Source organism: Microbacterium ginsengiterrae (genome assembly GCF_014205075.1).
Classification (GTDB): Bacteria; Actinomycetota; Actinomycetes; order Actinomycetales; family Microbacteriaceae; genus Microbacterium; species Microbacterium ginsengiterrae.
Genome location: NZ_JACHMU010000001.1, coordinates 1794356 through 1806485, shown reverse-complemented (window position 1 = coordinate 1806485; position 12130 = coordinate 1794356). Strand labels below are relative to the sequence as shown.

Genomic DNA, 12130 nt, shown 5'->3' with positions numbered 1-12130 from the left:
ATGGATCAGGATGCGGGGGTGAACCAGGTCGCGATGCCCGACTGGAGGTCGGCACCGAGCTGCTCCGGCGTCTTGTCACCGAGGAACATCGCCTGGACGTCCGGGCCGAGCACGGCCGTTCCGGTCGGGTCGCCGTAGCGGAAGTCCACCAGCAGAAGGTACGGGGCGGGGTTGGCGGTGTACGCCTCGTTCATCTCCTGCATCAGCGGGTCGGAGTACTCGACGCCGGGGAGCGCGGAGAACTGGTCGACCTCGTCGGCGACGAGCTGGCCGAACTCCACGGTCGTCATCCAGTTGAGCAGTTCGGTCGCGGCCTCCTGCTTGTCGCTGGACGCGTTGATGCCGAAGCTGCCGTCGGCGTAGCCGGGGGTCACCGCGTGGTCGAGGATGCTGTCCGGAGCCGGGGGCACCTCGTAGACGCCCCACTCCGTGTCCGGAGCGGAGTCCTGGAAGGTGGGCAGATCGAACGAACCGCCCGGCCACTGCGCGGCCTGGCCAGAGGTGAACTGCAGCACGGCATCCGCCACGGCGATGGCGTTGACGTTCTTGTCGAGGTACTTCTGCATGTCCTTGACGATCTGCAGCGAGGCGACATAGTCCGCGTCGGTGAAGTCGGTCTCACCTGCGAGCACCTTCTCCTCGAACTCGGCACCGCCGTAGCGCGACGCTCCGACGATGTCGTGGAACATCGGCAGGACCCAGTCCTCACGGGCCCCGAGTGCCATCGGGGTCATGCCCTCGTCGAGGAGGGACTCCTGCAGGTCGATGAACTCATCCCACGTGGTCGGCTCTTCAAGGCCCATCTCGTCGAACATCGTCTTGTTGTAGAACATCTGCATCGTCTGGTAGGCGAAGGGCACGCCGTATGTGGCACCGTCCTCGCGTCCCTGCGCGGCGCGCAGGACGATCGGATCGAACTGGTCGAGCCCGTCGACGATGTCATCGATCGGCACGATCTGCTCGGACTGGATGGCGGACTGGATGCCGCCGTAGGCGCGGAGCATGGCGATGTCAGGGCCGTCGCTGCCCTCGAGCCCGGTGGCGAGGATCTGGTTGTACTCGGTGGGCTGGAAGCCCTCGAACTCGATGGTCACACCGGGGTGCGACTCCTCGTAGACGTCGAAGACCGCCTCCCACTTCGGCGAGGAGGAGGCCTGCCACGACCAGATCGTGAGAGTGACGTCATCCTCACCTGCATCGGATGCCGGCGCGCAGCCGGCGACGGCGAGACCTGTGACGACGAGGCCTGCGGTGAACGCAAGGCGGATCGAACGATGACGCATGAGGTTCCTCTCGGTGTGAAGCACCGCCGCGAGATCGGCGGCGACAACGGTGTCGTGCATGCCCAACCCTGGGCAAGAGATTCCAAACTAGCAAGCATTTTCGGAAATTAGTTACACGGCGGAAACAATTTCTGTCAGGATGGGCGCGTGCCCACCAGCGCCACGACCGCCATCCACCAGCGGCGGTCCACACTGACGCCGACAGAGCAGCGCATCGCCGCGCACGTCCTGTCGGATCCCAGTCGTGCCGTGGAGCACTCGATCACTCAGCTGGCCGTCGCCAGCGGTACCTCGGTGGCGAGCATCGCGCGCTTCACGCAGAGCGTCGGGTTCTCGGGATACCCGGATTTCCGCCTCGCGCTGGCGAAGGAATTGGACCGCGACGAATCCGCCCGGCAGCGGTTCCAGGTGTCTGCGGGTGACGTCGACCGCGACGACGATGCGGTCACGACCGTCCGCAAGATCGCGTTCGCGGAGGCATCCGCCATCGAGCTCACCGCCCGTCAGATCGACGTCGCCGAGCTCGAGCGTTGCGCGCAGGCGATCAGGGCGGCGCGGCGCATCGACATCTACGGGTCCGCGTCCACCGGCCTGGCCGCGCACGACTTCGAGCAGAAGCTGCACCGGGCGGGACTGATCGCGCAGGCCCGCACCGACCAGCACCTCGCTCTCACCGGCGCGGCGCTCCTGTGCGCGCGGGATGTCGCGATCGCGATCTCCCACTCCGGGCGGACACTCGGGATCGTCCAGTCCGCGCAGGTCGCGGCCGGGGCCGGCGCGACGACGATCGCCCTCACGAACAACCCCGAGTCCCCGCTCGCACGCGCCTGCGATCTCGTGCTGGTCACCGCCGTGTCCGAGTCGACCTTCCGCTCCGGAGCGATGTCCAGCCGCATCGCCCAGCTCGCCGTGCTCGACTTCCTCTTCGCCCGCATCGCGCAGGCGGACTACGACACCATCGCCGACAATCTGCAGCGCACCTACGACGCTGTCACCACCCACAGAATCGACTGATCATGCTTCTCGGAATCGACCGGCTCGTCCGGCGCGACATCAGCCCCGACCTCCTCGCTCGACTCTCGAGCAGCACGCTGGGAATGCTCACGAACGATCTCGCTCTGACGTCGGACCTCGTCCGCGGCCGCGAGCCGCTCGCGGCATCCGGATGGGACGTCTCGGTCTTCTTCGGCCCGGAGCACGGCCTGAGCGGACGCGCCAGGGAAGGCGAGCATGTCGGCGACGACGCCGACCCCGTCACCGGCGTTCCGGTGCGAAGCCTCTATGGCGCGCACGTCCGCCCGACCACAGCCGACCTCGCCGGGCTGGACGCCGTCCTCGTCGACCTGCCGGATGTGGGCGCCCGGTTCTACACCTACATCTGGACGATGAGCCACCTGCTGGAGGCCTGCGCCGACGCCGACGTCGCCGTGATCGTCCTCGACCGGCCCAACCCGCTCGGCGGAGATCTCGGCCACGCGGAGGGACCGATGCTCGACGAGGATGCGCGGTCTCTCGTCGGACGATGGGCGATGCCGATCCGGCACGGGCTGACGATCGGTGAGCTTGCCCGTCACTGGGTGCGCACCCGGCACCTCGATGTCGAGCTCGAGGTCGTGGAGGTGGCCGGTTGGCACCGGCACCGCACCGCGCTCGGCCGAGCGGAGCTCACCTGGATGCCGCCGTCGCCGAACCTCCCGTCGGCTGCGACCGCGCTGCTCTACCCCGGCACGTGTCTCGCCGAGGGCGTGAACGTGTCGGAGGGACGCAGCACCGCGGTGCCGTTCCGCGTCATCGCGGCTCCCTTCATCGACGGCGAGCGGTACGCGGCGGCGATCGCGGATGCGGGACTTCCCGGCGTCGTGGCCGTGCCGTACGGGTTCACCCCGCTCGTCCGCGACCACTCAGGAGAGTCGTGCGAAGGGGTGATCCTGCACGTCACCGATCCGGATGCGTTGCGCCCCGTCCACACCGGTGTGCGACTGCTCTCCCTGCTCGAGCAGGTGCACCCCGGCGCGCTCGAGGAGCGGACGCTGATGCCGATGCCCGGCGAATCCGATTGGACGCCGCTGGAGAAGCTCTTCGGAGTCAAGGGCGCATTCACCCAGATCGTCGACGGGGAGTGGGACGACGCCGATCGGCTCGCCGTCCCCGAGTGGCGCGAACAGGTCGCCGAGGACCTGCTCTACCGATGAACCGGCGGCACCGGCCGGATCAGACCGTGAAGTCGACGGCGACGCGAGAAGCGACGACCGAGCGGATGTAGGCGGCGACCTCTTCGTGCGCCGGATGCACCTGGTACTGCTCGAGACTCTCGACGGAATCGAAGTCCGCGACGAGAGTGACGTCCCAGTTCGCGTCCGGGTAGAGGGAGTTCGCACCGGCCGAGATCGCACGCAACTGCGGCACGACGCCGTCGAGGGCGTTCAGTCGACGGGCGACTTCTTCGGCCTGTCGACCACGCTCGGCCGTGTCCTCGCTCGCGAGCTTCCAGGTGACGACGTGACGGATCACTTGCTCTCCAGTCTCTCTCGCAGGCGGTCGGGTGAGACCCGCCACTGCGCATGGAACTCCCCGTCGATCAGGACGACGGGGATCTTCTCCCACCACAATTCGTGCAGTGCCGGGTCGTCCTCGATCGAGAGCTCCTCGATCTCGATGTCGTCACCGATCTCGTCGGGCAGCTCGGCGACGACCTGCTCGACGATGCCGAGTGCCGTCGGGCACAGGTGGCAGCCCTGCTTCCCGATGACGGTGACTGTCGTCACGCCGACGGCTTCTCGACGGGATTCCCGAGGGCGATCCACTCGCCGGTGCCGCCTTCGACGTTGGTCGCGTCGTATCCGCGCTCCTCCAGAGCCTGGACGACGCGCGCCGAACGACCGCCGGCCTGGCAGATGACGTCGAACGCCTCCGCGGGGAGTTCGTCGAGGCGGTTGCCGATCTCCGACATCGGGATGTTCACGGCGCCCGGAACGTGGCCTGCCGCGTACTCGTCCTTCTCACGCACGTCGATGAGCGGCGTGCCCTCTCGCGCGGTGAGTTCGGCGATCGTGATCGACTTCATGGCATCTCCTGATCGGTGCGGAGGCGCGGGCAGAGACACGAAGCGCCCCTATGACGAGCTCGAAAGCCGGCCTGGGGCGCTCGGTGTCTGGCCGCTTACTTCTTGTTGCGGCGCTGGTGGCGAGTCTTGCGAAGCAGCTTGCGGTGCTTCTTCTTCGCCATGCGCTTACGGCGCTTCTTGATGACTGAACCCACGGAAACCTCACTAAGTCAGGGGCTGGGCGTCGTTCAAAAGTCGGACACCCGGGTACGGGCACGGAAAAAATGCCTCGGAACAGTTTAGCAAACGCGAAGCCGCGCGAAGTGCACGCGACGAAACGTCTGCCGTGACGCGTCAGCCGACGTCGGAGACGGGCCGCTGCAGAGCATCGGCCACCGCTGTCTCGGGCACTCGGTAGCTGCGTCCGAACCGGATCGCCGGCAGGTCACCGGAGTGCACGAGCCGGTAGACGGTCATCTTGGACACGCGCATGAGTTCTGCGACCTCAGCGACCGTCAGGAATCGGACTTCAGGAACATCGGGCATCCCACGTACCCCTTTCTGTGATGCCCAACTCTATGGGGAACACGGGACGCCTGTAAACCCACGGGGAGGATGTGACGGATGTGACTGACGGCGGTCAGTTCCGGCGTACTGAGCGCTCGCGCGCCTCCTTCCGCACTTGCCGCTCGTGCTTGCGCGCGTCACGCAATGCCTTCTCCGCCGCGCGCACCGCCTTCGCCGCCTCCCTGACGCGCTTGTCCGACGCCACTTCCGCGTGTTCCTCCGGAAGCCAGGCCGTCTCGACCTCGTGCGTCTCGCCCCGGTCGAGAGCGGCGATATACGACTCGAGGCCATCGAGAGTGCGCTCGAGCGCGAACCGGAAGGGGTCGTCCTCAGCGGTGAAGATCCCCGCGTCGATCGCGTGGCGCAGGTGCGGGAATTCCTCCTCGGTGATCACCCGGTCGAAGAGGGCGGCCTCGCGCGCACTGACCTGCTCCGCCGTCAGCCCGGTGAGCCGCGACTGCTCGGCGTACCCCGAGAGGACCATCCCGTACCAGCGCGCGTGGCCGGACACGGCGAGCGCCGCGGCCATCCGCTCCCGCTCGTTCAGCGGCGTGCCCGACAGCGCCTCCAGACCGGCGTCCATCCATGCGGAACTGTTCGGCGTGATCGGGGACCCGGTGATCGGCAACGACAGGATCCACGGGTGCTGAAGGAAGATCAGGGTCTGCGCCTCGAACAGCGCCCGCAGCTTCGCCCGCCAACCGTCGTGGTCGCGGAAGGCCTCCGGCGGGAGGCCGGTCGCCTCCTCCTGCATCAGCAGCAGCAGGTCGTCCTTGGCACTGACGTAGCGGTAGAGGGACATCGGGGTGAACCCGAGTTTGGCGGCCACCGCCGCCATGGACACCGCACTGATTCCTTCGGCGTCGGCGAGTGCGACCGCGGCCTCGACGATCTTCTCCACGCTCATCTCTCGCTTCGGGCCGCGCTGCGGGTTCGCAGCGACGCCCCAGGCGAGCGCGATGCCCCTGGGGAGTTCGGGAGTCTCGTCGTCCGTCATGTCGACCATCCTAGGTCTGTTTATCTCGTAAACAGTGTGTTACCGTCATACACCAAAGTATGCGACATACACAGTTTCGCGTCTACACAGAAGGACAGCGACAGGAAGAGAGAACGACATGACGACATCCGCCATCGAGGTCCGCGCGCTCCGCAAGGCATTCGGGTCGAAACCCGTGATCGACGGACTGGACCTCACCGTCGCCCGCGGCGAGATCTTCGCCCTGCTGGGCCCCAACGGCGCAGGCAAGACCACGACGATCAACATCCTCACCACACTCATCCCGCCGGACTCCGGCAGCGCCACGGTCAGCGGGTTCGACGTGGCATCCGCACCGGCACAGGTGCGCCGGCGGATCAGCCTCACCGGTCAGTCCGCCGCGGTCGACGACGCACTCAGCGCGACCGAAAACGTCGTGATGTTCGGGCGTCTCGCCGGACTCTCCGGCTCCGCAGCGCGACGCCGCGCGAAAGACCTCCTGCACGGCTTCGGATTGGACGACGTCGCGTCCCGGCGCGTCGCGACATTCTCCGGCGGGATGCGCAGACGTCTCGATCTCGCGCTGAGCTTCGTCGTCACCCCCGAGGTGCTCTTCCTCGACGAGCCCACCACAGGGCTGGACACCCGCAGTCGCCGCGACCTGTGGGGCATCATCCGCGCGCTGGCATCGGCGGGGACCACGGTGTTCCTGACCACGCAGTATCTGGAGGAGGCCGACCAGCTCGCCGACCGCATCGCGGTGCTGCACGACGGGAGGGTGGCGGCCCTCGGGACCGCCGCAGAGCTGAAATCCCGCATCGGCGGAGACACCGTCGAGCTGCACGATTCGTCCGGTGACCTGCTGCGGGAGATCGCCACCGACGGCTCGGTCACCGGGCTGCGACGCGCGCTCGACGAACTCGACCGCGAGGGAGCCGACGGCGTCATCACCCTGCGGCGACCGACACTCGACGACGTGTTCCTCGCCGTCACCGGCTCCATCGACTCCGGTGCGTCGTCGAGGCATGACCCACATGACACGCTGAGCGAAGGGACATCGAGATGACCACTGCACTGTCCGCCGTCGCGGCATCCACCCCCGCCGTCCGCCCGCCGCTGCGCGGCCTCACCGCCGAGTCCGTGTTCTTCGGTCGGAGCCTTCGCCATTCGCTCCGCGACGGCGAATCGCTCCTGATGGCGATCCTGCTGCCGGTGATGCTCATGCTGATGTTCACCTGGGTCTTCGGCGGTGCGATCGACCCGTCCGGGGCCTACGTCGACTACGTCGTCCCCGGGATCATCCTCACGTGTGCCGGCTTCGGGGCCTCCTCCACCGCCGTGTACGTGGCCAATGACATGCGTACCGGCATCATCGATCGCTTCCGCACCATGCCCGTGCGGGCGGGAGCCGTGCTCACGGGGCACGTCATCGCCAGCCTTGTGCGCAACCTCGTGGCCACGTCGATCGTCGTCGGGGTCGGCGTACTGGTGGGCTTCCGACCGACGGCGTCGTTGGGCGACTGGATCCTCATGGCGCTGTTCCTCACGCTGTATCTGCTGGCGATCACCTACCTCTTCGCCGCGATCGGGCTCGCGGCGGGGTCGCCGGAGGGCGCCAACGGGTACGGCTTCATCCTGCTGTTCCTGCCGTACCTCTCCAGCGCGTTCGTGCCGGTGTCGAGCATGCCGGACTGGCTGCAGCCGATCGCTGAGCATCAGCCGATCACCCCGATCGTCGAGACGATCCGCAGTCTGTTGATGGGATCCTCGGCGGGCACGCAACCCGCCTGGGCCATCGTGTGGTGCATCGGCATCCTCGCCACGGCAGTGGTGTGGGGAGCGTGGCTGTTCCGCCGGAAGGCGGGAGCGCGCTGACCGCCCCGCGCATGCGCAGGGTCCTCGGCGCAGCCGGGGGCCCTGTCCCGCGTCAGGCGCCGAGGCGCCGAAGCGCGGTGGTGACGACGTGCTTGGCGGATGCCGCGGCGCGGCCGACGACCTCTGCGGCGTGCGCCGCGCCGTCGGGCAGCGGCACCGTGGTCCAGTCGATGTCCGGCGCGTCCTCGCCGAACGCATCGACGAGGAAGGGGACCAGCCAATCGTCGACGACCTCGAGGGGGTCGACTTCGAGGCTGTAGAAACGGCGCTGCCCGTCTTCGCGGACGCTGACGAGTTCGGCATCCCGGAGGACCTTGAGGTGCTTCGACACGGTCGGCTGGCTGATGCCGAGCTCACTGACGATCTGCGACACGCTCGTGCCGGACTCCCCCTCCGTCGACCGCCGCAGCAGAAGCTGGAGGATGTCTCGCCTCGTGCCGTCCGCGATCACGTCGAAGATGTCCGTCATGAAGTTCAGATTAGCCGCCCCCTGGTCGGAGTACCATGACGAGGGCTCGTTACGACGCCGTGTCGAGCGGCCACTGACGAGCACGGGAGGATGCGATGTCCGGCAACAGCTGGTCGGCGTCCTCTCGCGGGCGCTGGGGGGACCTGGCGCACGCGGTGCGCCGGCTCATCACATCGTCGCCGTCGCGCTTCGCGATCCTCATCTTCGCGACGCTGATCCTGCTGTTCACCGCCCTGTTCTCCCTGCCGATCGCATCGGCCTCGGGAACCGTGACACCGCTGAACGATGCACTCTTCACCGCGGTGTCCACCATCTGCGTCACAGGGCTCTCGACGGTGGACATGGCGACCCACTGGTCGCCCTTCGGCCATGTGCTCACGTTCCTCGGCGTGAACATCGGCGGAATGGGCGTGCTGACCCTCGCCTCCGTGCTGGGCCTGGTGATCTCGAAGAAGCTCGGCCTTCGGGCCAAGCTCCTGGCAGCGGGAGACAGCAACCCGCTGCGCGCGCACGGCGGGGTCGTGAACGAGGGGCAGACCGTGCGACTCGGCGAGGTCGGTCAGCTGCTGATGACCGTCGCCATGTCGCTGATCCTCATCGAACTGGTCGTGGCCGCTCTGCTGTACCCGGGCCTCGTGATGGCGGGCATCCACCCGCTCACCGCCCTGTGGGAGGCGCCGTACTACTCCGCGATGGCGTTCACGAACACCGGCTTCGCCCCGAACGCCACCGGCGTCGTCGAGTTCGTGGACGACTACTTCGTGCTCACCGTGCTCATGATGGGCGTCTTCCTCGGCAGCATCGGCTTCCCGGTCATCTACACGCTCGCCAAGCACCACTTCCATGTCAAGCGGTGGTCGCTGCACTCGAAGCTCACCCTCATCACGACGGCGATCCTGCTCGTCGTCGGCGCGGTCGTGTTCATCATCCTCGAGTTCGACAACCCGAAGACGTTCGGGGCGATGGATGCCGTCGACACGACGTTCCAGTCCTTCTTCCTCTCCGCCATGACGAGGTCGGGCGGTTTCAGCGTGATCGAGATCAGCGAGCTGAACGGATCGTCGAAGCTCGCGATCTCCATGCTCATGTTCGTCGGTGGAGGGTCGGCGTCCACCGCCGGCGGCATCAAGGTCACCACGCTCGCCGTGCTCGCCCTCGCCGTGTGGTCCGAGGCGCGCGGCCGGCAGTCCGTGCAGGTGTTCGGTCGCCGCATCCCCAGCGACGTGCAGCGCGTCGCTCTGAGCGTCGTCGCATGGGGCGCGACGATCGTCGCTCTGTCGACGATCGTGATCACCCAGATCACGAAGGCCTCGACCGAGGACGTGCTCTTCGACGTCATCTCCGCGTTCGGCACCGTCGGCCTCTCGACGGGACTGACCGCGGAGCTGCCCCAATCCGCGACGTACGTCATGGCCGCGACGATCTTCATGGGGCGCGTTGGTACAGTGACACTCGCCGCGGCGGTCGCCGCGACGACGAGAACGCAGCTCTATTCGCTGCCCGTCGAAAGGCCGATCGTTGGTTGAAGGAATCCGCGGCGACGCACCGGTCCTCGTCATCGGACTGGGCCGTTTCGGCGCAGCCTGCGCGGGAGAACTGGACCGTCTCGACCGCGAGGTGCTCGCGATGGACGCGAACCTCGAACTCGTGCAGAAGTGGTCGGATCGGGTCACCCACACCGTGCAGGGCGATGCGCGCAACATCGACGCGCTCAAGCAGATCGGCGCGCAGGACTTCCAGGTCGCTGTCGTCGCCGTCGGCTCGCTGATCGAGGCATCCGTCCTCATCACCGCGAACCTCGTGGACCTGAAGGTCCCGCAGATCTGGGCGAAGGCGGTCTCGCAGTCGCACGGCAAGATCCTCGCCCGCGTCGGAGCGAACCACGTGATCTATCCGGAGCGCGAGGCCGGCGAGCGCGTCGCCCACCTCGTGAGCGGCCGGATGCTCGACTTCATCCGCTTCGACGATGACTTCGTCCTGGCGAAGATGTACCCGCCGAAGTTCATCCGCGGCGTCGGTCTGAACGAATCCGGCGTGCGGACGAAGTACAAGGTGACCGTCGTCGGTGTGAAGAGCCCCGGCAAGCCGTTCCGATACGCGGAGGCGAACACGGTGGTCACCAACCACGACCTCATCATCGTGTCCGGCACCAACAGCGACATCGAACGGTTCGCGTCGCTCGACCGTTGAGCGCGTGACGGGCAGGGACTACCTCCCGGCGGCCATCTCCTTCGCCCGCGCGAGCGCGGCATCCGTGGCGCGGGCGAACACCTCATCGAGGCCGGCATCCTGCAGCACGGCGACCGCACGCTCCGTCGTCCCCTTCGGGCTGGTGACGCGACGGCGCAGTTCGGCGGGCTCCTCGCCGGAGGACTCCAGTAGCGCCGTCGCGCCGATGAACGTCTGCTCGACCATGAGCCGCGCGTCGGCCTCAGTGAAGCCCTTGCCGATCGCCGCCTTCGTGAGTTCCTCGATGAGAAGGAACACGTAGGCGGGGCCCGAGCCGGAGATCGTCGACAGCGCGTCGATCTTGTCCTCCGGCACCTCGATCACCGCACCGACGAGCTCGAAGAGCCGCCGCACGATCGCGAGGTCGTCCCCGCTCACCCCGGCACCGGGCGCGAGGCCGGTGACGCCCTTGCCGACCGTGGAGGGGGTGTTGGGCATGGAGCGGATGACGCGCGCATCGTCGCCGAGGCCCTCGGCGAAGGTCGCGAGCGTGACCCCGGCGGCGAGGCTCACGACGATGGCGTCCTCACGCAGCACCGGTGCGACCTCGCGGAGCAGATCGGGAACCATCGCCGGCTTCACACCGACGAGGACGATGCGGGCGGATGCCGCGGCATCCGTGTTCCCGGATGGGGTGTCGGCGAGGGCGACGGCACGGACGCCGTGGAGACCGTCGAGCGTCGCCGCCTTCTCCGCCGTGCGGTTGGTGGCGACGATCCCGCCGTCGACGGGGATGCCGGAGGCGACGACGCCACGGAGGATCGCGCCTCCCATGGAGCCGGCACCGAGGAACGCGAGGGACGGGAGGGAAACGACCATGCGGCAATCCTATGCGGGCCGCGCGGACGGTCCCCGAGGTGCCTCATGCGGATCATGGACGGCGGAACTAGACTCGCCGCATGAGCGGATCTGCCAGCACACACGACCTCGACCAGATCATGGATGCCATCCTCGGGTGCTCCGACGTCGAGAAGCTCATCAGCCTCAAGACGTACCCCGTCGACGACGCGTTCGTCGTCGCGGCGAAGATCGCCCTCCCCGCGGAGAAGACCGTCCGCGACGTCGCGGACTGCATCAACGACATCGACGAACGCATCCGTGCGACGGTCCCCGCGGCCCGCGCGGTGTACGTCCAGCCCGACATCTACCGCCCGTCGCTGGATCCCGAACCGTCGACCGACGTCTTCGTGCTGAAGTCGGAGGACTGAGCGGGCTCGTCTCCGAGGTGCTGCTCAGCGCCGCTGCTCGAAGAAGTCGCGCAGCAGCCGGGTGGCCGGGACCTCCGCCACTCCCCCGATCACCTCTGCGCGATACGGCAGTCGCCGATCGCGCAACACGTCGTACATGGAGCCGGCGGCACCGGCCTTGTCGTCCCACGCGCCGAAGACGACGCGCCCGACACGCGCCTGAAGGATCGCTCCGGCACACATGATGCACGGCTCGAGCGTGACGACGAGCGTGTGATCTTCGAGGTTCCACGACCCGATGGCCGCTGCCGCCGCGCGAAGGGCGATGATCTCCGCGTGACCGGTCGGGTCGTGCGTCGTCTCGCGAAGGTTCCGCCCTTCGCCGACCACGCGACCGGCCGCATCGAGGACCACGGCTCCGACCGGAACCTCGCCCGCCGCGGCTGCCTCCTCGGCGAGCTCGAGGGCGCGCAGCATCCCGTCGTCGTCCGCTCTGGCCAT

The 12130-nt window shown here is 67.7% G+C and carries 17 protein-coding genes; 7 read left to right on the top strand and 10 right to left on the bottom strand.

Going from position 1 to position 12130, the window contains the following annotated elements:
- Window positions 1-5: 5 nt before the first annotated feature.
- Window positions 6-1343, bottom strand: coding sequence for an ABC transporter substrate-binding protein (locus tag HD600_RS09005; protein WP_241731652.1), 1338 nt, complete (start codon window positions 1341-1343; stop codon window positions 6-8).
- 87 nt (window positions 1344-1430) lie between these two features.
- On the opposite strand from HD600_RS09005, the gene HD600_RS09000 reads away from it, so the two are divergent.
- Both HD600_RS09000 and HD600_RS08995 read left to right on the top strand, forming a co-directional pair.
- Window positions 1431-2297, top strand: coding sequence for an SIS domain-containing protein (locus tag HD600_RS09000; protein WP_184283107.1), 867 nt, complete (start codon window positions 1431-1433; stop codon window positions 2295-2297).
- Window positions 2298-2299: 2 nt separating this feature from the next.
- On the top strand, window positions 2300-3475 hold the full coding sequence (locus HD600_RS08995) for an exo-beta-N-acetylmuramidase NamZ family protein (RefSeq protein ID WP_184283105.1): 1176 nt from the start codon (window positions 2300-2302) through the stop codon (window positions 3473-3475).
- 19 nt (window positions 3476-3494) lie between these two features.
- Here HD600_RS08995 and HD600_RS08990 read toward each other — a convergent pair whose 3' ends face one another.
- The 6 genes from HD600_RS08990 to HD600_RS08965 form a co-directional block, all read right to left on the bottom strand.
- A complete protein-coding gene (locus HD600_RS08990) occupies window positions 3495-3794 on the bottom strand; it encodes a Dabb family protein (RefSeq protein ID WP_184283103.1) in 300 nt (99 codons plus the stop codon).
- Window positions 3791-4048 carry a glutaredoxin family protein gene (locus tag HD600_RS08985; RefSeq protein WP_184283101.1) on the bottom strand — a complete coding sequence of 86 codons (258 nt, stop codon included), beginning with the start codon at window positions 4046-4048 and terminating at the stop codon, window positions 3791-3793. The genes HD600_RS08990 and HD600_RS08985 overlap by 4 nt, the downstream gene beginning before the upstream one ends.
- The gene (locus tag HD600_RS08980; protein WP_184283099.1) at window positions 4045-4347 is read right to left on the bottom strand and encodes a rhodanese-like domain-containing protein; all 303 of its coding nucleotides are present in this window, start codon (window positions 4345-4347) and stop codon (window positions 4045-4047) included. Before HD600_RS08980 ends, HD600_RS08985 begins: the two co-directional genes overlap by 4 nt.
- Window positions 4348-4442: 95 nt before the next feature.
- Window positions 4443-4541, bottom strand: a complete 99-nt coding sequence (locus tag HD600_RS08975) for a 30S ribosomal protein bS22 (protein WP_003792170.1) — start codon at window positions 4539-4541, stop codon at window positions 4443-4445.
- A 139-nt stretch (window positions 4542-4680) separates the two neighbouring features.
- Window positions 4681-4872 (bottom strand): helix-turn-helix domain-containing protein, encoded by a 192-nt coding sequence (locus HD600_RS08970; RefSeq protein WP_144794851.1) that lies wholly within the window; start codon window positions 4870-4872, stop codon window positions 4681-4683.
- A 94-nt stretch (window positions 4873-4966) separates the two neighbouring features.
- Complete coding sequence (locus HD600_RS08965) at window positions 4967-5890, bottom strand: TetR/AcrR family transcriptional regulator (protein ID WP_184283097.1); 924 nt, start codon at window positions 5888-5890, stop codon at window positions 4967-4969.
- A gap of 118 nt (window positions 5891-6008) precedes the next feature.
- On the opposite strand from HD600_RS08965, the gene HD600_RS08960 reads away from it, so the two are divergent.
- Entirely contained in the window at window positions 6009-6935 is a 927-nt protein-coding gene (locus HD600_RS08960) for an ATP-binding cassette domain-containing protein (protein WP_184283094.1), read from the top strand.
- Window positions 6932-7744: an ABC transporter permease gene (locus HD600_RS08955; RefSeq protein WP_184283092.1), complete on the top strand. Its 813-nt coding sequence runs from the start codon at window positions 6932-6934 to the stop codon at window positions 7742-7744. The genes HD600_RS08960 and HD600_RS08955 overlap by 4 nt, the downstream gene beginning before the upstream one ends.
- Before the next feature lie 52 nt (window positions 7745-7796).
- Here the strand turns inward: HD600_RS08955 and HD600_RS08950 are convergent, their stop codons facing one another.
- Window positions 7797-8213: an ArsR/SmtB family transcription factor gene (locus HD600_RS08950; protein WP_184283090.1), complete on the bottom strand. Its 417-nt coding sequence runs from the start codon at window positions 8211-8213 to the stop codon at window positions 7797-7799.
- Window positions 8214-8308: 95 nt separating this feature from the next.
- On the opposite strand from HD600_RS08950, the gene HD600_RS08945 reads away from it, so the two are divergent.
- Window positions 8309-9739, top strand: a complete 1431-nt coding sequence (locus HD600_RS08945) for a TrkH family potassium uptake protein (RefSeq protein ID WP_184283088.1) — start codon at window positions 8309-8311, stop codon at window positions 9737-9739.
- On the top strand, window positions 9732-10403 hold the full coding sequence (locus HD600_RS08940; RefSeq protein WP_144794840.1) for a potassium channel family protein: 672 nt from the start codon (window positions 9732-9734) through the stop codon (window positions 10401-10403). The genes HD600_RS08945 and HD600_RS08940 overlap by 8 nt, the downstream gene beginning before the upstream one ends.
- A gap of 18 nt (window positions 10404-10421) precedes the next feature.
- Here the strand turns inward: HD600_RS08940 and proC are convergent, their stop codons facing one another.
- Window positions 10422-11261: a pyrroline-5-carboxylate reductase gene (gene proC / locus HD600_RS08935; RefSeq protein WP_184283086.1), complete on the bottom strand. Its 840-nt coding sequence runs from the start codon at window positions 11259-11261 to the stop codon at window positions 10422-10424.
- 80 nt (window positions 11262-11341) lie between these two features.
- Between proC and HD600_RS08930 the strand changes: the two genes are divergently transcribed.
- Complete coding sequence (locus HD600_RS08930) at window positions 11342-11650, top strand: cation transporter dimerization domain-containing protein (protein WP_144794817.1); 309 nt, start codon at window positions 11342-11344, stop codon at window positions 11648-11650.
- Window positions 11651-11674: 24 nt separating this feature from the next.
- On the opposite strand, the gene tadA is transcribed toward HD600_RS08930, so the two are convergent.
- On the bottom strand, window positions 11675-12130 hold the full coding sequence (gene tadA, locus HD600_RS08925; RefSeq protein WP_144794815.1) for a tRNA adenosine(34) deaminase TadA: 456 nt from the start codon (window positions 12128-12130) through the stop codon (window positions 11675-11677).